The sequence below is a fragment of the Pseudomonas sp. NFIX49 genome (assembly GCF_900115915.1).
Taxonomy (GTDB): Bacteria; Pseudomonadota; Gammaproteobacteria; order Pseudomonadales; family Pseudomonadaceae; genus Aquipseudomonas; species Aquipseudomonas pharyngis.
Window position 1 is genome coordinate 474104 of sequence record NZ_FOYE01000006.1, and the last position, 19693, is coordinate 493796.

Annotated in this window: 16 protein-coding genes; 10 read left to right on the forward strand and 6 right to left on the reverse strand. The window is 63.3% G+C overall.

Going from position 1 to position 19693, the window contains the following annotated elements; genetic code table 11:
* Nucleotides 1-30: 30 nt before the first annotated feature.
* On the reverse strand, nt 31-720 hold the full coding sequence (locus BMZ46_RS19900; RefSeq protein ID WP_074690296.1) for a GntR family transcriptional regulator: 690 nt from the start codon (nt 718-720) through the stop codon (nt 31-33).
* Between the two features lie 139 nt (nt 721-859).
* Between BMZ46_RS19900 and BMZ46_RS19905 the strand changes: the two genes are divergently transcribed.
* The 7 genes from BMZ46_RS19905 to BMZ46_RS19935 all read left to right on the forward strand — a co-directional run bounded on the left by BMZ46_RS19905 (nt 860) and on the right by BMZ46_RS19935 (nt 8154).
* Nucleotides 860-1945, forward strand: a complete 1086-nt coding sequence (locus tag BMZ46_RS19905) for an ABC transporter ATP-binding protein (RefSeq protein ID WP_074690294.1) — start codon at nt 860-862, stop codon at nt 1943-1945.
* A gap of 1 nt (nt 1946) precedes the next feature.
* Nucleotides 1947-2864: an ABC transporter permease gene (locus tag BMZ46_RS19910; protein ID WP_074690291.1), complete on the forward strand. Its 918-nt coding sequence runs from the start codon at nt 1947-1949 to the stop codon at nt 2862-2864.
* Nucleotides 2861-3649 (forward strand): ABC transporter permease, encoded by a 789-nt coding sequence (locus tag BMZ46_RS19915; RefSeq protein ID WP_074690290.1) that lies wholly within the window; start codon nt 2861-2863, stop codon nt 3647-3649. The genes BMZ46_RS19910 and BMZ46_RS19915 overlap by 4 nt, the downstream gene beginning before the upstream one ends.
* Before the next feature lie 15 nt (nt 3650-3664).
* Complete coding sequence (locus BMZ46_RS19920; protein WP_064597104.1) at nt 3665-4717, forward strand: extracellular solute-binding protein; 1053 nt, start codon at nt 3665-3667, stop codon at nt 4715-4717.
* 85 nt (nt 4718-4802) lie between these two features.
* On the forward strand, nt 4803-5999 hold the full coding sequence (locus BMZ46_RS19925; RefSeq protein WP_074690288.1) for an amidohydrolase family protein: 1197 nt from the start codon (nt 4803-4805) through the stop codon (nt 5997-5999).
* Entirely contained in the window at nt 5996-7483 is a 1488-nt protein-coding gene (locus tag BMZ46_RS19930; RefSeq protein ID WP_074690286.1) for an amidohydrolase family protein, read from the forward strand. The genes BMZ46_RS19925 and BMZ46_RS19930 overlap by 4 nt, the downstream gene beginning before the upstream one ends.
* A gap of 11 nt (nt 7484-7494) precedes the next feature.
* Nucleotides 7495-8154, forward strand: coding sequence for a flavin reductase family protein (locus BMZ46_RS19935; protein ID WP_011334531.1), 660 nt, complete (start codon nt 7495-7497; stop codon nt 8152-8154).
* A 192-nt stretch (nt 8155-8346) separates the two neighbouring features.
* On the opposite strand, the gene BMZ46_RS19940 is transcribed toward BMZ46_RS19935, so the two are convergent.
* From BMZ46_RS19940 to BMZ46_RS19960, 5 genes are all read right to left on the reverse strand, one after another.
* Complete coding sequence (locus BMZ46_RS19940; RefSeq protein ID WP_217634496.1) at nt 8347-11445, reverse strand: error-prone DNA polymerase; 3099 nt, start codon at nt 11443-11445, stop codon at nt 8347-8349.
* Entirely contained in the window at nt 11421-12836 is a 1416-nt protein-coding gene (locus tag BMZ46_RS19945) for a Y-family DNA polymerase (RefSeq protein ID WP_074690284.1), read from the reverse strand. Before BMZ46_RS19945 ends, BMZ46_RS19940 begins: the two co-directional genes overlap by 25 nt.
* A 7-nt stretch (nt 12837-12843) precedes the next feature.
* Nucleotides 12844-13461 (reverse strand): translesion DNA synthesis-associated protein ImuA, encoded by a 618-nt coding sequence (gene imuA, locus BMZ46_RS19950; RefSeq protein WP_011334534.1) that lies wholly within the window; start codon nt 13459-13461, stop codon nt 12844-12846.
* Nucleotides 13461-14078 carry a transcriptional repressor LexA gene (lexA, locus tag BMZ46_RS19955; protein ID WP_039768874.1) on the reverse strand — a complete coding sequence of 206 codons (618 nt, stop codon included), beginning with the start codon at nt 14076-14078 and terminating at the stop codon, nt 13461-13463. The genes imuA and lexA overlap by 1 nt, the downstream gene beginning before the upstream one ends.
* Before the next feature lie 171 nt (nt 14079-14249).
* Nucleotides 14250-15167, reverse strand: a complete 918-nt coding sequence (locus BMZ46_RS19960; protein WP_039768875.1) for a LysR family transcriptional regulator — start codon at nt 15165-15167, stop codon at nt 14250-14252.
* Nucleotides 15168-15270: 103 nt separating this feature from the next.
* Between BMZ46_RS19960 and BMZ46_RS19965 the strand changes: the two genes are divergently transcribed.
* The 3 genes from BMZ46_RS19965 (at nt 15271) to BMZ46_RS19975 (ending at nt 19687) form a co-directional block, all read left to right on the forward strand.
* Nucleotides 15271-17028 (forward strand): amidohydrolase, encoded by a 1758-nt coding sequence (locus BMZ46_RS19965; RefSeq protein ID WP_074690282.1) that lies wholly within the window; start codon nt 15271-15273, stop codon nt 17026-17028.
* 99 nt (nt 17029-17127) lie between these two features.
* On the forward strand, nt 17128-17865 hold the full coding sequence (locus tag BMZ46_RS19970) for a TorF family putative porin (RefSeq protein WP_074690280.1): 738 nt from the start codon (nt 17128-17130) through the stop codon (nt 17863-17865).
* A gap of 163 nt (nt 17866-18028) precedes the next feature.
* Nucleotides 18029-19687, forward strand: coding sequence for a phosphoethanolamine transferase (locus tag BMZ46_RS19975; RefSeq protein ID WP_074690278.1), 1659 nt, complete (start codon nt 18029-18031; stop codon nt 19685-19687).
* Nucleotides 19688-19693: the final 6 nt, after the last annotated feature.

The following is a 19693-nucleotide window of genomic DNA, read 5'->3' on the forward strand; positions in this document are numbered from 1 at the left end:
GGTATAGCCGATTTCACCTGCACTCGACGCTCACACTCCGATCAGGTGTTTGAGCGGATGGTAGCCGGTCTTCATTTTCGCAGCGACGTCGAGGATCGCCTTCTGGATGCCGTCCAGGTGCATGCAGGTCAGCTCGATCGCGGCGCTCTGATTGCCGGCCTCGATGTACTCGATCAACCGCAGGTGCTCGTCATCACGGCAGGCTTCGTGGCTGTCGTCATCCAGCGCGGCGGCGTACAGCGAGGCGCGGGAAATCAGCTTCTGGAACCAGTCGAGCAGTACCGGGTTGTTCAGGCTGCGGGCGAGTTTGATGTGGAACTCGCCGAGCAGGTGAATCAGTCGCTCGTGGTCGCCGGCATCGTGGGCTTCGTCTTCCAGCAGCAAATGATCACGCAGGTCCTGCATCGCCGCAGAGTCCTTGCGCCGGCACAGCTCGGTGACGATGCCGATTTCGATCAGACGCCGGGTTTCGAACAGGGAACGGATTTCCTCATCACTGGGCAACGACACCGATGCACCTTTATTGGGCTCGGTGGTGACCAGTCCGTCGGCCTCCAGTTGCTTGAGCGCGGCACGAACCGACGTGCGGCTGACATTGAATAACTCCGCCAGCGACGCCTCGCCCAGCTTCATCCCCGGACGCAGCGAACGCTTGCTGATCGCCTCGTAAACCCCTTGGTAGACGCGGTCGACCGTGGTTTCCGTTTTTTTCTCGGTCATTTGAAAGCTCCTTCAACGCTGGCGACGCTGCCCGACGAACGACTCAGTCAGGGAAATGGGGGTTGCGCCAGCAGATTAATCCGGGTATTTCTAAATTGCATTCAGATATTGCATACAATAATTAGAGGATTGCACCATTATGGGTCAACCAATAGCCATTGAAGTGCGTAACGTATCCAAGCGGTATTCTGATGACCCTGGCCTCGCGCCAGCCCTCGACAACGTATCGGTGAACATCGCCGACAACGAGTTTTTCACCCTCCTCGGCCCCTCGGGCTGCGGCAAGACCACCCTGCTGCGCACCATCGCCGGTTTCGAACACGTCAGCGACGGCGAGATCCGTCTGGCGGGGGAAACGGTCAATCACCTGCCGCCGTTCAAGCGTCGGGTCAACACGGTGTTCCAGAGTTACGCGCTGTTTCCGCACATGAGTGTCGCGCAGAATATCGCCTTCGGCCTCGAGATGCAGGGTCTTGATCGCAAGACGATTCCCGGACGGGTCGACGAAATGCTCGCGCTGGTGCAGATGGAACACCTGGCCGGGCGCAAACCGGCGGAATTATCCGGCGGCCAGCAGCAACGCGTGGCTCTGGCCCGGGCCCTGGCGCCGAAGCCGAAAGTGCTGTTGCTCGACGAGCCGCTGTCGGCGCTGGACCTGAAGCTGCGCAAGGAAATGCAGGTCGAACTCAAGCGCGTGCAGCAGGAAGCCGGCATCACTTTCATCTTCGTCACCCACGACCAGGAAGAAGCCCTGACCCTGTCCGACCGGATCGCGGTGATGTCCGCCGGCAAGATCCTGCAGATCGGCACCCCGACCGACATCTACGAACGCCCGCAGCACCGCTTCGTCGCCCAGTTCATCGGCGACATCAATTTCCTCCCCGGCGAACTCAAGCGCGGCGAGCACAACGAAAACATCTTCGTGCCCAATGGCATGCCGGTGGAAATCCCCTGCCCGCCACAGGGCGTCAGCGGCAGCAGCGTGCAACTGGCGTTTCGGCCCGAGCGCTCGCAACTGGTCACAGCGGATCAGCCGCATCATCTGCGCGGGGTGATCGAGGCGGTGCTGTATGTCGGCACCGCGACGCTGTACCAGTGCCGCTTGAACAACGACATCAAAGTCATGCTGCGGGAAAACAACGAAGGCCTGAACCGTGGTCGTGCAGTCGGCGAGCCCGTGGCGGTGCACCTGCCGCCCCAGGCCTGCCTGTTGATGGAGGCCTGAGATGAGCGTCAGCAGCACTTCCCCCGCCCTCAACCGCGCGCTGTTGCTCAGCCCGGTGGTGTTGACCCTGCTCGCCCTGATCGCCATTCCGCTGGGCATCATGGGCTACATCAGCCTGCTGCCGCGCAACACCTACGGCGGCGTCGACTGGCAGGCCCAATGGCAATTGCAGAGTTACGTGCAGCTGTTTTTCCAGGAAGGTTTTGACGGCGAACTGGAGCTGAACTGGGTCTACGCCCAGGCGCTGCTGCGCTCGGTGTTCCAGGCCGGTGGCACCACCGTGCTGTGCTTTTTGTTCGGGTTTCCGGTGGCGCTGTGGATGTCGAGCCTGACCCCACGCCGGCGCAACCTGATGGTGTTGCTCATCACCATTCCGTTCTGGACCAACCTGCTGATCCGCAACTACGCGTGGCTGATCATCCTGCGCGAGCAGGGCTGGGTCGCCCAGAGCCTCAACGCGCTGTTCCCGAGTGCCGGCGGCATCACCCTGCTCTACAACGACTTCGCGGTCAGCGTGGGTCTGGTCTACAGCTTCCTGCCGTTCATGATTTTGCCGATCTACTCGACCCTGGAAAAACTCGACTGGCGTCTGGTGGAAGCCGCCTATGACCTGGGCGCCAACCGCTGGCATGCGCTGCGGCGGATCATCCTGCCGCTGTCGATGCCCGGCGTGATTGCTGGCGCGTTGCTGGTGTTCGTGCCGAGCCTCGGCGCCTTCATCACCCCGGCGATCCTCGGCGGCGGCAAGACCCTGATGATCGGCAACCTGATCCAGCAGCAATTCGGTACCGCGCGCAACTGGCCGCTCGGCAGTTCGTTGTCGTTCCTGCTGCTGGGGATTCTGCTGTTGTCGCTGGTGCTATACGCCCTGTACAGCCGCAGCGCGGCGAAAACCCTGAACCGGGGAGCGAAAGCATGATCTCTCTGCACCTGAAAAAACTTCCGGCGACCCGGGAAATCAGCCTGCTGATCCTCGCCTATTTGTACGTGCCGATCCTGGTGTTGATCGCCTACAGCTTCAACGCCAACCGCTCGGCGACGGTGTGGACCGAATTCTCGTTCGCCTGGTACGGGCGGATCCTGGCCAACCCGTCGATCCAGACTGCCGCGCTGAATTCGATCATCGTCGCGACCATCGCCACCGTGTGCGCCACGGCGATTGCACTGCTGGCGGCGCTGGCGACTTACCGGCCGTTCTACGGACAGAAAATGGTCGAAGGCGGGATCAACCTGCCGCTGATCCTGCCGGAGATCGTCACCGCCGTGGCCACCCTGCTGCTGTTCATGGCGCTGGGGATCAAGCTCGGGCTGATGACGGTGATCGTCGCGCACATCGGCTTCTGCATTCCGTTCGCCTACCTGCCGATCCGCGCGCGGCTCAACGACCTGGACAAGAGCCTGCTGGAGGCCGCCAACGATCTGTATGCCAACCCGTGGCAGGTGTTCCGCCGCGTGTCCTTGCCGCTGCTGTGGCCGGCGGTGTTGTCCGGTTCGGTGCTGGCGTTCGTGGTCAGCCTCGACGATTTCATCATGACCTTCTTCGTCGCCGGGCCCGGCTCGACCACGTTGCCGGTGTACATCTTCTCGGCGATCAAGGCCGGCGTGACGCCGGAAATCAACGCGATTTCGACCCTGATGCTGGTGATTTCCATCGTGCTGGTGGTGCTGGCCTTCTGGCTTGGCCAACGCGGCAAACAACAATAAACCTGGAGCGCGCTCATGAAAGTGAAAAACATGCGTCTGGCAGTATCCGGTCTGGCCCTGAGTTGTTTCACCGCGTTCGGCGCCCACGCCGCCGAGCCCAAGCAATTGTTCTTCTACAACTGGACCGATTACTACCCGGTGGACCTGCTGGCCAAGTTCGAAAAGGAGACCGGGATCAAGGTCACCATGGACGGCTACGACAGCAACGAAACCCTGCTCGCCAAGTTGCAGGCCGGCGGCGCCGCGTATGACGTGATCGTGCCGTCGCAGTCGATCATGCAGACGCTGATCAAGCAGGACCTGCTGCTGGAAATCGACGCCCCGACCCTGAGCAACTTCCAGTACGTCAAAGGCCCGTTCCGCGATCCGAGCTTCGACCCGGGCCGCAAGTTTTCGGCGCCGTATCTGTGGGGCACCACCGGGTTTTCCTATGACAGCGCGCGGGTGCCGGGCGGCAAGCTCGATGATTCGTGGAAAGAATTCTTCGAGCCGCGCAAGGAACTGCAAGGCCAGCTTGCCGCCCTCGACACCTCCAGCAGCGTGATCAACGCCGCCAGCCATTACCTGAACGTCGACGAATGCACGGAAAACCCGCAGGACGCCAAGCGCATCCTCGAACTGCTGCAAAAGCAGAAACCGTTTTTGAAGATGTACAGCTCCGACAACACCGTCGACCGCATGGCCTCGGGCGAGGTGATCATGATGCAGAACTGGAACGGCTCGACGGCCCGCGCCACGTTGCAGAAGAGCACGATCAAATACGTGTACCCGAAAGAAGGCCTGGCGATGTTCCAGGACAACTTCGCCGTACCCAAAAGCGCGCCGCATCCGGGCAACGCGAAGATCTTCATCGACTGGATGATGAAGCCCGAGAACGCGGCGGCCGTGTCCAACGCGATTGCCTATGCCAACGGGATTCAGAGCGATCAGTTGCTGGATGCGAAATGGAAGGTCATGGACGCGATCAACATGCCCGAGGAGTACGCCTCGCGGCTGCGGCCGGAGAAGGAATGCAGCAACAAGGCGCGGGAGCTGCAGGATCGGATCTGGTCGAAGCTCAAAGGCTGATCGCCTGACTTGAGACCGCGTCGCGGCCATCGCTGGCAAGCCAGCGATGAGGCCCGCCCAGACAACATAGAAACAGAGGTATGAAATGTCCCACCCCCGCTGGCTCAGAAACATCCGCCCCTACGGCGCCCCTGCCGAAGACCTGCTGATCGAAAACGGCAAGTTCAGCCAACGCCGCCCGGCCTCCAGCACCCCGCTGGCCGCCACCGACATCGACGGCCAGAACCAGCTCCTGACCGCCCCGCTGGTGGAAAGCCACGTCCACCTCGACAAGACCCTCTACGGCCAACCCTGGCGCCCGAACAGCGCCGGCCCGACGCTCAAGGACTACATCAGCAACGAGCGCCGCGTGCTGCGCGAAGTCAAAGCGCCAATTGCCGAACGCGCCGGCGCCCTGCTGGAGAACTGCATCGCCCGGGGTTCGCTGACGATGCGTTGCCACGTCGACATCGACCCGGAATTCGGCCTGCGTCACGTCGAGGCCATGCAACAACTGCGCGAAACCTACAACGACCTGATCGACCTGCAACTGGTGGTCTTCCCGCAAACCGGCCTGATCAGCCGCCCCGGCACCGCCGAGCTGATGCGTGAAGCCATGGCCCTGGGCGTGGAAAACGTCGGCGGGCTCGACCCCTGCGGCATCGACAACGACCCGATCGCGCAGCTGGATTTCGTGTTCAAACTGGCCAGTGAATTCCAGCGTGGCGTCGACATTCACCTGCACGACAAAGGAGAACTGGGCCTGTGGCAGATAGCCCGGATCGCCGATTACACCGAGCGTTTCAACCTGCAGAACCGGGTGATGATCAGCCACGCCTATTGCCTGGGCATGCTGCCGTGGAGCCAGGTCAAACCCGTCGCCGAACGCCTCGCTGCGCTGGGGATTTCGCTGATGAGTTCGGCGCCGGCCGACTGCGCCGTTCCACCCTTCCTGGCGCTGCGCGAGACCGGCGTCAACGTGTGTCTGGGCTCCGACGGCATTCGTGATGCGTGGTCACCGATGGGCAACGGCGACATGCTGGAACGGGCAATGCTGCTGGCGTTTCGTTTTGATCTGGGCAAGGACGATGAACTGGCGGCGGCGTTCGACGCGGCGACGGTCAACGGCGCGCGCGCATTGGGGATCGAGGATTACGGCTTCGCCATCGGCCGGCCGGCAGACTTTCTGCTGATGCCGGTGGAAACCCTTGGTGAAGCGGTAGTCGCGCGGCCAGTGCGTCAGGTCTATCGCGGCGGCGAACTGATCGCCAGCGGCGGTCGTTTGCTGGGCAGCCGTCTGTGAAACGCATCGGCCTGAAGGCCGGTTGCGTGGTCGGCTTCGACGGCACGCAACATGTGCTGTGGCGCGACGGCGAAGTGGTATTCAGCGGATCGCGCATCGAGTTTGTCGGGCGCGGTTATCAAGGGCCGGTGGATCAGTGGATCGACTACGGCAACGCACTGATCGGTCCCGGTTTCATAGACCTGGACGCCCTCGGCGATCTCGACTCCACGGTGCTGACCTTGGACAACGGCGACGAGCGTGCCATGGGCCGCATGTGGTCGGCGGAGTATCTGGCAGCCGGCCCGCGTGAGTCGTTCAGCCCGGACGAAGAGGTCTTCAAATACCGCTACGCCTTCACCCAGTTGATCCGCAACGGCATCACCACGGCCATGCCGATCACCTCGATGTACTACCGCGAATGGGCGGAGACCTACGACGAGTTTGCCGCTGTCGCTGACGTGGCGGGCGAGTTGGGCCTGCGTACCTATCTCGGCCCCTGCTACATGAGCGGCATGAGTTACTGGCGCGCCGACGGCACCCTCGCCCATCGCTGGGATGAGGCTCGGGGCCTGGCTGGACTGGACGCGGCCGAACGGTTTTTCAAGGATTTCGATGGCGCCCGCGCCGGGTTGATTCGCGGCGCGCTGCTGCCGGATCGCATCCAGACCTGCACGCCGGCGCTGCTTCAGCGTACGTCCGCCTTGAGTCGCGAACTGAACGCACCGATGCGCCTGCATTGCTGTCAGGCGCCGGGGGAAGTGGCGATGGTCGAACAGCTACGCGGCACCACGCCGCTGGGCTGGTTGCAGCAACTCGACCTGCTCACCCCGCGCAGCCTGCTGCCCCACGGCCTCTACACCTCGGGCGATGACGATCTGCAGCGGGTCATTGACGGCGGCGCGAGTCTGGTGCACTGCCCGCTGGTGTTCGCCCGTGACGGCGAGGCGCTGAATTCGTTCGGCCGCTATCGTGCCAAAGGCATCAACTTCGGCCTCGGCACCGACACCTGGCCGGCAGACCTGCTGGAGAACATGCGCCACGGTTTGAACATTGCCCGCTTGATGGAAGGCGGGCCCGCGCTGACCAGCAGCCTGGATCTGTACAACGCCGCCACCCTCGGCGGCGCCAAGGCGCTGGGCCGTGACGACCTCGGTCGCCTGGCCGCCGGCGCCAAAGCGGATATCACCGTGTTCAACCTGCGCGGTCTGCACCTGGGCCCGCTGTTCGATCCACTGAAAAACCTGCTGCTGGCCGGACGCGGCGACGACTGCCTCGCCAGTTACATCGACGGTCGCTGCGTGATGCAGGACGGTCAGGTCATCGGCGTCGACTACCCCTCTCTGCAACGCCAGGCCCAACGCCAATACGAAAAACTGATGCGCAGCCACAGCGACCGGGCCGTTGGCCGACCGGACTGGAAAACCCTGTTTCAGCCGGCCATTCCGTTCGCCGACGACTACAGCGCCGAAGCGCCGTTGAGCGCCATCGATCCACTTCTTTAGAGAACACTGCCATGCACAGCTTCGATTTCAGCCAACTGAGCCCACGGGAAAAGTACAAGATTCTGATCGGCAGCGTAGTGCCGCGCCCGATTGCTCTGGTCACCACCATCGATGCCGAAGGCCGGGTCAATGCCGCGCCGTTCAGCTTTTTCAATGCGCTGTCGGCGGATCCGCCGATTCTGGCGCTCGGCGTGGAGAACTACGGCGATCAAAGCCCGAAGGACACCACGCGCAATATCCAGATGAATCAGGAATTCACGGTCAACATCGTCAGCGATGCACTGGTGGAAGCCATGAACGTCTGCGCCGTGCCGTTCGCGCCGGGTTTCGATGAATTGACCGCTGCGGGCCTGACAGCGATTCCCGGCACCTCGGTCAAATGCCCGCGAATCGGCGAAGCACCGGTGGCGCTGGAATGCCGACGGATGATGGCGCTGAACATCGGTCAGTCCCGGGAGATCATTTTTGGCGAGGTGTTGATGGCGCATGTGCGCGACGAGTTGATCGACCCGAAAACCCTGTACATCGATCAATTGGGGCTGGATGCGATCGGGCGCATGGGCGGGCATGGTTATGCGCGGACCCGGGATTACTTCGACTTGCCGACCCGCTCGTTGCAAGCGTGGACGGAAGCGCCGGGGGGTGGCGAGCGGTTCTGGCCACAGCGCTGAAAGCTATTGCTCGTTCCCACGCTCCGTGTGCTGCTCGTGCTGATCGTTCCCACGCTCCGCGTGGGAATGCATACCGTGACGCTCTGCGTCACAGTGGACGCGGAGCGTCCATGGCGACATTCCCACGCGGACGGTTCGACGCCTCGACGTGGGAACGATCAACGATGCAGGGCGTGGGAACGAGCAGCAGGTTCAGTGGAAGTCGCGGCTCTGTACGCGGATGCCGTTGAGCAGCGGGCTGAGGTCACTCAAGCGTCCGGCAATCAGATGCCGCACCTCGCCTTCCCGCTCCCAGCGGCCATCGACCTTGAGCAGTTGTGAGCCCACCAGCACCTGGCGCTGACGCTCGGCCAGATCGCGCCAGACCACCACGTTGACGTTGCCGAACTCGTCTTCGAGGGTCACGAAGGTCACGCCGCTGGCGGTGCCCGGCCGCTGGCGACCGGTCACCAGCCCCGCCACGCTGACCGGCCGGCCATGCTCGACCTCCAACAACTCCCGGGAACTGCGACAGCGCCGCGCCCGCAACTCGTCGCGCAATAGCGTCAGCGGGTGCGGCCCCAGCGTGGTGCCCAGCGTTGCGTAGTCGGTGAACAGGTCTTCGCTGACACTCGGCGTCGGCAGCAGCACATCCGGCTCTTCCTGACTCGGCAACCCGGCAAACAACCCAAGCTGTTTCTGCACCCCGGCCACTTCCCAGCGTGCCCGATGACGATGACCGGCCAGACCGCGCAATGCCCCGGCATCGGCCAGCAGCGCCTGAGCGCGACTGTCGAGCCCGGCCCGTTCGCCCAGATCGGCGACATCGGCAAACGCCCCCCTCGCCCGCGCGCTTTCAATGCTGCGCGCATCCTCCTCGCGAAAGCCCTTGATCATCCGCAGGCCCATGCGGATGGCCGGTTGCTCGCCGGTGATCGGCTCCAGGCTGCAATCCCAGTCGCTGGCGCGCACGTCCACCGGGCGGATCTGCAAATGATGCCGGCGCGCGTCCTGAAGAATCTGATCCGGGCTGTAGAACCCCATCGGCCAACTGTTGATCAGCGCACAGGCGAACGCCGCTGGTTCGTGGCACTTGAGCCAGCAACTGGCATAGGTCAGCAAGGCAAAACTGGCAGCGTGGGATTCAGGGAAACCGTAACTGCCGAAGCCCTTGATCTGCTCGAAGATCTGCGCGGCGAATTCCGGGCTGTAGCCGTTTTTCTTCATGCCGGCGGCCAGCCGCTCCTTGTGCGGTTCCAGTCCGCCGTGGCGTTTCCACGCGGCCATGGAACGGCGTAACTGGTCGGCCTCGCCGGGGCTGTAGTCGGCGGCAACAATGGCGATCTGCATCACCTGTTCCTGAAACAGCGGCACGCCGAGGGTGCGTTTGAGCACCACTTCCAGCTCCGGTGACGGATAGGTTTCCTCTTCCTCCTTGTTCCGGCGGCGCAGGTACGGATGGACCATCCCGCCCTGGATCGGCCCCGGCCGGACGATGGCCACCTCGATCACCAGGTCGTAGAAGGTTTGCGGGCGCAGGCGCGGCAGCATCGACATCTGCGCCCGGGACTCGATCTGGAACACGCCGATGGTGTCGGCGCGGCTGATCATGTCGTACGTGGCGCGATCCTCGGCCGGAATCGTCGCCAGACTCAGCTTCTGGTTACGATGACGGCGCAGCAGGTCGAAACAGCGGCGGATCGCGCTGAGCATGCCAAGGGCGAGGATATCCACCTTGAGCAGCCCGACGGCGTCGAGGTCGTCCTTGTCCCACTGGATGATGGTCCGGTCGGCCATGGCGGCGTTTTCCACCGGCACCAGCGTGTCCAGCGGTTGCTCGGAAATCACGAAACCACCGGGGTGCTGCGACAGGTGCCGGGGGAAGCCGATCAGTTGCCCGGTCAGGCTCAGCACGCGATGCAGCAGCGGACTTTCGGGGTCGAAACCGCCTTCGCGCAGACGCTCCACGGGCGGCGTCTCATCGCTCCAGTGGCCGCAGCAGTCGGCCAGCGCATTGATCTGGTCCGGCGGCAGCCCCAGCGCCTTGGCCACATCGCGGATCGCACCGGAAGCGTGGTAGGTGCTGACCACCGCGGTCAGCGCCGCACGACGGCGACCATAACGCCGGAACACGTATTGCAGGACTTCTTCCCGGCGCTCGTGCTCGAAATCCACGTCGATGTCCGGCGGCTCGTTGCGCTCCCTCGACATGAAACGTTCGAACAGCAGCGTGGTGCGATCCGGGTCGATCTCGGTGATGCCCAAGGCAAAACACACCGCCGAGTTGGCCGCCGAACCTCGGCCCTGGCAGAGGATTTTCTGCTCCCGAGCGAAGCGCACCACGTCGTGCACGGTAAGGAAGTAGCTTTCGTAGCCGAGTTCGGCGATCAGCTTCAGCTCATCGTCGATCTGCTTGAGCACCTTGGGTTGTGCGCCTTGCGGCCAGCGCCAGGCGATGCCTTGTTCGGTCAGGTGGCGCAGCCAGGAACTGGCGCTGTGTTCCTCGGGCACCAGCTCTTTGGGGTATTGATAACGCAACTCGCCCAGATCGAACGTGCAGCGTCGAGCCAGTTTCACGGATTCGTCCAGCAAGGCCTGCGGATACAGTTCTTGCAGCACATCGAGGCTGCGTAAATGCCGCTCGCCATTGGGGTGCAGGCGCAACCCGGCTTCGGCCACCGGAACGTGATGGCGGATCGCAGTCATGGTGTCCTGCAAGGCCCGCCGGCCACGGGCGTGCATGTGCACATCACCGCTGGCCACAGCTGGAATCTGCAGTTCATCCGCCAGACTCAGCAGTGCGGCCAGCCGTTGCTGATCGTTCTGCCCACGATGCAACTGCACCGCCAACCACAGCCGTTCACCGAACGCCTGTTTCAGCCAGCGGCCCTCTTCCACCTCATCGACCGAATCCGGCACCCACAGCACCAGCAATCCCGGCAGCGGCTCGCTGAAATCCTCGCGCAGTATTTGATACTGGCCTTTCTGGGTGCGCCGTCGAGCCTGGGTGATCAAGCCGCACAACGCCTGATAACCCTCGATGTTCTCCACCAGCAACACCAGTTTCGGGCCGTTCTCGATGCGCATCTCGCTGCCGATAATCAGCGGCAGCTCCACGGATTTGGCTGCCTGCCAGGCACGAACGATCCCGGCCAGTGTGCATTCATCGGTGATCGCCAGCGCCTGATAGCCGTGTTTCTTCGCGCGCTGGAACAGCTCCAATGCACTGGACGCACCGCGCTGAAAACTGAAGTTCGACAGGCAGTGCAGCTCGGCGTAACCCTGGCTCACGCGAACCAGCCCTGCAGCCACAACGGACCGCCCTCACCCACTGCCCGGTACGCCCAGCCTTGCTGGCCGGCGCGGTTCTGGATCAAGTAATAGTCGCGGCGCACATCATCACCGTCCCACCAGCCGGACTCGATGCGTTCCGGGCCCATGAGAATCCGCGCCGAACCTTCGGGCACGGATTGCGGTTCGCCCAACAACCAGCCCGGACGCTGCACGCCCGGCAATGCAGGGCAACGCTGTTTGTCATCGGCGTTCTGCCACGTGCACTCCGGGCGATGATCGGCCTGAAAGCGCAGGCCCTGCACCGCCTCATCCCCCAGCCGCGCGCGCAGGCGTTCGCGCAATTGCTCCCAGGGCAAGGTCTGCTGCGGACGGTCGTCGAACAGCTCCTGAAACTGCGGCACGAAACTCGGCAGATCCTCGGCGCGCAAACGAAAACCGCGCACCGGGGCTTCGACCTGCACCTGCTCCAGTCGACCACGGGCCAGCTCGAACAGCATCGCCGGATCGCGCTCGGCGCTGAGCAGGCCGACCTTGATCAGCGTGTCCGGCAACCCGGCGTGTTCCAGATGCAGATCGAAGCGCTGCACGCCGCTGTCGCGCCCGCACAAAAACGCCGCCAGATCGGACGTCAGGCGGCGCAATGGAAACAGCAGCGCCTGATGGGACTGCACGTCGAAATTGAGTTCGATGCGCACGTCGAAGCGATCCGGCGGCAGGTAGAACGCCAGCGCCAGCGGCCGTGCGCCGAACAGCGTGTCCAGATGCTTGAGCATCGGCGCCTCGAAACGCCGGGCCAGGGCCTGACGCGGCAGGCTCTGCACCTGATGGAGGTTGCGCAGGCCCATGCGCGACAGCGCCGTGGCCACACTCGGCTCCAGCCCGATGCGGTCGACCGGCAGTTGCCCGAGGTGATGGCGCAGGGCTTCACCGTCGGGCACCACCAATCCGTCGTAGGCGTTGGCCAGCACCCGCGCCGCCACCGGGTTGGGCGCGGCAACGATGCGGTGCCGAAAGCCCAGCTCGGTCAGCTCCGTGCGCAACCGCGCCTCGAACTGCGCCCAGGAACCGAACAGGCCGAGGCTCGATTCGATCTCGAACACCACGGTGCGCGGGTAATGCACGCTGACCTGGGCGCTGAAACGATAGGCCCAGGCGGCGAGAAACTGCTGCCAGTGCTCGACCTCGGCCGAATCGTAATCGACGGTGGCAAACCCTTTGCTCATGGCCTGCGCAGCAGTCATCGACTGCCCCGGACGCAAGCCCAGGGCCCGCGCCGCCGGGTTGACCGCTTGCAGCACCCGGCGCTGGGCCGGGCCGCTGAGCAGCGCCAAGGGTTGCTCGGGATCGGGGCGCTGGCGCAGCACGGCGTCGAGGGCCAATTGCGGGAACAGAATGCAAACCCAGCGCATGGCGACCTCAATGCCCCACGGTGAAGGCAATCGGTGCGCTGCGCGCCAGACCACCCCGGCACTTGAGCACGCGCAACTGCGCCGGCCGCGCATCGATGGCAATGCGCAGCGCGGCCGGCGACGGGTTGACCGCTTCGCTCAAGGGGCGCCACGCGAACGCCAGGGTCTGGCCGGTTTCCGCCGCCACCTGCAAACGGCGCAAGGCACGGTCATCGGCCTTGTGCGGCCAGCACAGCACCGCGCCGCAACTGCCCGAGCGCAGGCATTGTTCTGCCGCCCACAACGCATCGCGCTCGCTGGCCTGGATCACCGACAACTGCCGCAGATCGACCCCGGCATTGGCCCAGGCCTGCGGGTACGGCACAAACGGCGGCGCCACCAGCACGATGCGCTCGCCCGCCGCCGACAGCCGCGCCAACGTCGGCCACACCAGTTGCAGTTCGCCGACACCGGGCCCGGCCAGCAGGATTTCGCTCAGCGCCGCTTCCGGCCAGCCGCCACTGGGCAAGGCGGCGTCCAGCGCCGCGTGCCCGGTGGGTTGCGGGCTGGCGGCCGGTGGCGCAGGCCGGCCCTTCCAGACCTGGCCGCCATTGAACAGCGTATCCAGCGCAACGACGGCCCCCATCAGCCTTGCCTCACCAGACCGCAGAACACCCCTTCGATGGCCAGATCCTGATCGGCCCGCACCACAATCGGCTGGTACGCCGGGTTGCGCGGCAACAGGCGAACTTCATCACCGATGCGCTCGAAGCGTTTGATGGTGACTTCACCGTCGAGCCGCGCCACCACGATCTGGCCGTTGAGCGCCTCGGGGTTGCGCCGCACGCCGACCAGATCGCCGTCGAGAATGCCGTCCTCGATCATCGAATCGCCCTGCACCCGCAGCATGTAGTCGGGCGTGCGGGAGAACAGCGCCGGGTCGAGCATCAGCCGATTGTGCAGGTCGGCATCGGCACCGATGGGCGCACCGGCGGCCACCCGGCCAAGCACCGGCACTTCGAGCAGTTCCGGTCGCGCCGGTTGCCCGAGCAAACGAATGCCCCGGGCCTGATGCGGATTGACCTCGATGAACCCGGCTTCGGTGAGCGCCAGCACATGCTTGCGCGCCACGCTGCGGGAGGCGAAACCAAAAGCCTCGCTGATTTCAGCGAGGCTTGGGGGCTGACCGTGTTCGGCGATGCGTTCGCGGATAAAGGTCAGGATGGCGGTACGGCGGGGAGTCAGAGTCGTCATGGAGTACATTTGTACTCTTGTGGGAATTTCCTGACAAGCACCGCCAGTCAGCTCAAACCTACTGATGATCGTTCCCACGCTCTGCGTGGGAATGCCTCTAGGGACGCTCCGCGTCCAGTGACGCGGAGCGTCACGGGCTGCATTCCCACGCGGAGCGTGGGAACGATCAGAAGCACGGAGTCAGCTCAAACCGCGTTCGGCGAGAAACCCTGCGATGTAATCAATAAACGCCACAACCTTGGCCGTCGCCCGCCGATGACTCGGGTACACCGCCAGGATGTGCGGGCCGAAGCTGTCCGGGTCGATGTCGTAATCGGCCATCACCCGCACCAGTCGCCCGTCGGCGATGTACGGCGCGGCGCTCCACAGCGGCGTGTGCAGCAAACCGCGCCCGGCCAGGGCGCTGGCCAGCAGCAAATCGTAATTGTCACTGCGCAACAGCGGCGCCGCCGGTTGCGCCAGGCTCAGGCGCTGGCCGTCGCGTTCGGCCCACCAGAACTCGCGGCTGAGCAACGGATGCCGGTACAGCAGCCATTCATGCTGATCGAGGGTTTGCGGCGTCACCGGCAACCCTTTGCGCGCCAGGTATTCAGGGCTGCCGCACAGCGCCAGGCGATTGCTGCCGACCACTCGCGCGATCAGCCCCGGCAAGTCGTCGTGCCCCTCGCGCAACGCCAGGTCATAGCCGCTTTCCAGCAGATTGACGAATTCGTCGCACAAATCCACTTGCAGGCTGATCTGCGGGTATTGCTGCAAAAAGCCGTCACACACCTGATCGAGAAACGCCCGCCCGTAAGCCAGCGGCGCGGTGATTTTCAGGCTGCCGCGCAGGCCGTGCTGCAACTGCTCGATTTCCTCGCTGGCCTCGTCCAGCCGTTGCAACACCTGGCGTGCGGTTTCCAGATACAGCCGGCCGATTTCGGTCAGCAGAATCCGCCGCGTGCTGCGCTCGAACAACCGCGCGCCGAGTTCGGATTCCAGATGATTGACCGCTTTGGTCAGGGCCGACGGGGTCTTGCCCAATTGCTCGGCAGCGCGGCTGAAACTGCCGAGTTGCGCGGTGACCACGAACATTTTCAGTGCACCCAGCTTGTCCATGCTTTTTCCATTCAGGCAAAAACGTTTTTCGTGAGGGAGGCGTTCTGTCGGGCGTTGGCAGCCACTAATCTGGCCATCAGACGCAATAACAAGGAAATGTTCAATGAAAAGATTCATCCCGCATTTCGCAAAAAATGTGCTGGTCGCCGCTATGAGTTTTGCCTCGATGGAAGCCATGGCCGCCACCGATCTGGTGCTGCTCAATGGCAAGATTTTCACCGCCGACCGCGCCCAGCCGAAGGTTCAGGCGCTGGCCGTGGAGAACGGCAAGGTGCTTAAAGTCGGCAGCGATGCGCAGATCAAGGCCTTGATCGAGCCCGGCACCCAGGTCATCGACCTCAAAGGCCAGGCGCTGATGCCCGGCCTGATCGACAGCCATTCCCATGCGATTTTCGGCGGACTGGAAATGGTCTCAGCCAACATGGAAGACGACGTGGTCGGTCTGGATGAACTGGAAAAACGCCTGCGCGGCTGGCGTGACGACGGCAAGGCCCGGCATGGCGATGTGCTGAGCGTGGCCGGCATGAGTTCGGCGTATTGGGCCAAGGCTGAAGCGCTGGGCAAAATCTTCAACAACGGCGAATGGGCCGACGTGCCGGTGGTGTTCACCGGCAGCGATCACCACACGGCGTGGGCCAATAACGTGATGCTCAAGCGTGCGGGCATCGACGCCGCGCTGCTGAAAACCCTGCCGGACGCAGAAAAAGACACCATCGGCAAACTGGCCAGCGGTGAACCGAACGGCTTTGTGGTCGACGCCGGCTGGGATCGGGTCGCCTCGAAAATGCCGGTGCCGAGCCCGGCCGACATGCTCAAGGCCGCGCAATCGGCGGTGCGTTTCAACAACAGCCTGGGCATCACCGCGTGGATGGACCCCGCCGCCAACGCCGCGCCGGGCGAGCCGGTGTTCGCCCTCAAGCCCACCGAGAAAACCGTCGGCGTGTTGCCCGCTTATAAAGCCCTGTCGGAAAGCGGCGGCATGACTGCTCACGTCGCCGCGCTGCTGGTGGCCAATCCGAAAAGCGTCCCGGCCGATCTCGACACCCTCGACAAAGTGCGCCGGCAGTTTCAGGGCATCCCCAACCTGACGCTGCCTGGGATCAAGATCTTCGCTGACGGCGTGATCGAATACCCGGCCCAGAGCGCGGCGATGATCGATCCCTACAGCAACTCGCACAAACAGGGCGAGTTGCTGATCGATCCGCAGCACTTCGGCGAACTGGTCAGTGCCATCGACCAGCGCGGCTGGCTGGTGCACATCCACGCCATCGGCGACCGCGCGGTGCGCGAATCGCTAAACGGTATCGCCCAGGCGCGCAAGGACCGGCAGAGCGGCGTGACGCACTCGATCACCCACCTGCAAATGGTCAACCCGAAGGAGTTCGCCCGCTTCAAGCCGTTGAACGTGATTGCCTCGATGCAGCTGCTGTGGGCCAGCGCCGACGACTACACCACCGACATGATCAAGCCTTACGTCAGCGCTCTTGCCTTTCGCTATCAATACCCGGCGCATTCGCTGCTCAAACAGGGCGCGACGATTGCCGGCGCCAGCGACTGGCCGGTGTCCTCGCCGAACCCGTGGAACGCCATGGCCCAGGCCATCACCCGCACCGGGCCGCTGGGCGTGCTCAACGCCGACGAACGCCTGGATCGCGAAACCATGTTCTACGCCTACACCGCCAACGCCGCGCGGACCATCGGCCTGGAACAGCAGATCGGCTCGCTGAGCCCTGGCAAACAGGCCGATTTCATCGTGCTCGATCGCGACGTGTTCAGCGTCGACGACAAGGCCCTGCATGACACCCAGGTGCTGCAAACCTGGTTCGCCGGCCGTCAGGTCTACGCCCCTACCCTCCAATAACAATCGCCGTACCCGCTGCCCGCCCCCGCGCCCGACGCCGGGGTCCGGCGCAGCCTTGCCCGCTTCCTGCCCATAACAACCACAACAACGGGACTTCACATGAAAGCCTTGCCCCTGCTCGCCCTCACTTCCTTGAGCCTGCTGCCTTTGAGCAGCCACGCGATAGCCCTGAACGATGATTTCGCGGTGCTGGTCGACCTGACTCTGGCCAGCGACTACCGCACCCGCGGCATCTCCCAGACCCAGAACGACCCGGCGGTGCAGGCCGGCCTGACCCTGGCCCACAGCAGCGGCCTGTACCTCGGCGCGTGGAGCTCGAACGTCGATTTCGGTGGCGGCCTGAAAACCCGTCAGGAAGTCGATTACTACGCCGGCTGGTTGTGGCAGGCCACCGAGGCCGTGAGCCTGGATCTGGGCTACATCAAATACGCGTATCCCAAGGAGAGCCAGTTCAACCAGAGCGAGGTGTACTCGATTCTCAGCGCTTACGGCGTGAAACTCGCGGCTTATTACTCCAGTGACGCGCCGGGCATCGACAGCAAACAGAGTTCGCTCTACAGCTACATCGGCTATGAAACCGAATTGCCGTTCCATTCCGGGCTGAAGCTGCGCTACGGCAACATGGACTTCAAGGATCCGCATATGTATTCGGCGTCCGGTCACAGCGAAGAGTCTTACCGGGAGTGGGAAGTCAAACTGACCCATAACGTGGCCGGCATGGTGCTGGGCCTGAGCTACATCGACACCGACCTCTCGCAGAGCCAGTGCCTCAGCAACTGGGGCTTCAAGGACGTGTGCACGGCCACGGTCGTCGCCAGCGTCAGCAAGTCCTTCTGACCCGCCGCAAATCTCCCGTGGGAGCCGGCCTGCTGGCGCCCACATTTTTTTTGCACTTACCGTGATTTTGTTACCGGATGTTTACGGAATTTTTACCAATGCTCTTCTACAGTTACGCGCGTAACCGTATGGGTTTTCGACTGACGTAGAGGAAGGTTTCGAAATGGCTTTGGGCAAGGGACTGCGTTTACCGTCCATCACTCCGACCCGCCTGGTGCTGCTGTTTTCGCTGGCACTGGTGGCGCTGTACAACCTGGCGACCTGGAAGGCGCTGGGAACGCTGATTACCTTGCAAGGCGCGCACAAACTGGCGTTCTTCGCGTCCTTCGGGCTGTTTCTCTGGGCGGCGATCACCCTGCTGCTGACCCTGGTGTCGTTTCGCTGGACGCTGAAACCGGCGCTGACGCTGGTGGCCCTGCTCTCGGCCTGCGCGGCGTATTTCATGAACGAATACGGCATCACCATCGACACGGTGATGATCCAGAACGTGTTCGAAACCAATCCCGGGGAGGCCACCGCACTGTTCAGCGGCAAACTGCTGGCTTACGTGCTGGTGCTCGGTGTGTTGCCGGCCGTGCTGATCTGGCGCTGGCCGGTGGTTTATCGGCCGTTCTTTCGGGGTTTGCTGAACAAGGTGCTGGTGATCGCGGCCTGTGTGCTGGTGATCGGCGCTTCGGTGGGCGCGTTCTATTCGACCTACGCGCCGATCTTTCGCGAGGAAGACAAGCTCACCCACTTCATCAACCCGACCAACTACATCTACGCGATCAGCAAATACACCAAGCAGCGGCTGGGGATCAAAAAGCATTTTGTGGTGCAGGCCATCGGCGAAGACGCAGTCATGAGCGCCAAGGCAGCCGGTCGCGAGAAGAAATCGCTGATGGTGTTCGTGGTCGGTGAAACTGCCCGGGCCGACCATTTCTCGCTCAACGGTTATGAGCGCGAGACCAATCCCGAGCTGAGCAAACTCGACATCATCAACTTCACCAACGTGCATTCCTGCGGCACTTCGACGGCGGTGTCGGTGCCGTGCATGTTCTCGATGTTCCCGCGCGAGGACTACAGCGACAAGAAAGGCAAAACCTACGAAGGCCTGCTCGACATCCTGCAACGGGCCGGCGTGCAGGTGCTGTGGCTGGACAACAACAGCGACTGCAAAGGCACCTGCCTGCGCGTGCCGAACCGCGACATCGCGAAGAATCAGCCGGGGCCGTTCTGCGACGGCAACAACTGCCTCGACGAAGCGCTGCTGGCCGACCTGCAAGGCTACATCGATAGCCTCAAGGGCAACGCGATCATTGTCCTGCACGCCGACGGCAGTCACGGCCCGGAATACTACGAGCGCTATCCCAAGGACATGGAGCGCTTCAAACCGATCTGCCACACCAATCAACTGGGTAGTTGCAGCCGTGACGAGCTGGTTAACGTCTACGACAACACGATCCTCTATACCGACCATTTCCTGGCCAAGGTGATCGAGCTGCTCAAGCGCAATCAGGACCACCTCGATACGTCGATGCTGTACGTCTCCGACCATGGCGAATCCCTGGGCGAAAACGGCCTGTACCTGCACGCCGCGCCTTATGCGCTGGCGCCGGAAGCGCAGACCCATGTGCCGATGGTGATGTGGTTCGGCAACAACACCCTGGCGCAACTGGGCATCGACCGTGGCTGCCTGCAAGGCAAAAGCAGCCAGCCGGATCTGAGCCATGACAACCTGTTCCATTCGGTGCTCGGGTTGTTCGAAGTCAGGACGTCGCTGTATCAGCCGGGGCTGGATATTTTCCATGGCTGTCGGCCGGCGATGACGGCGGGACAGTGATCCCCT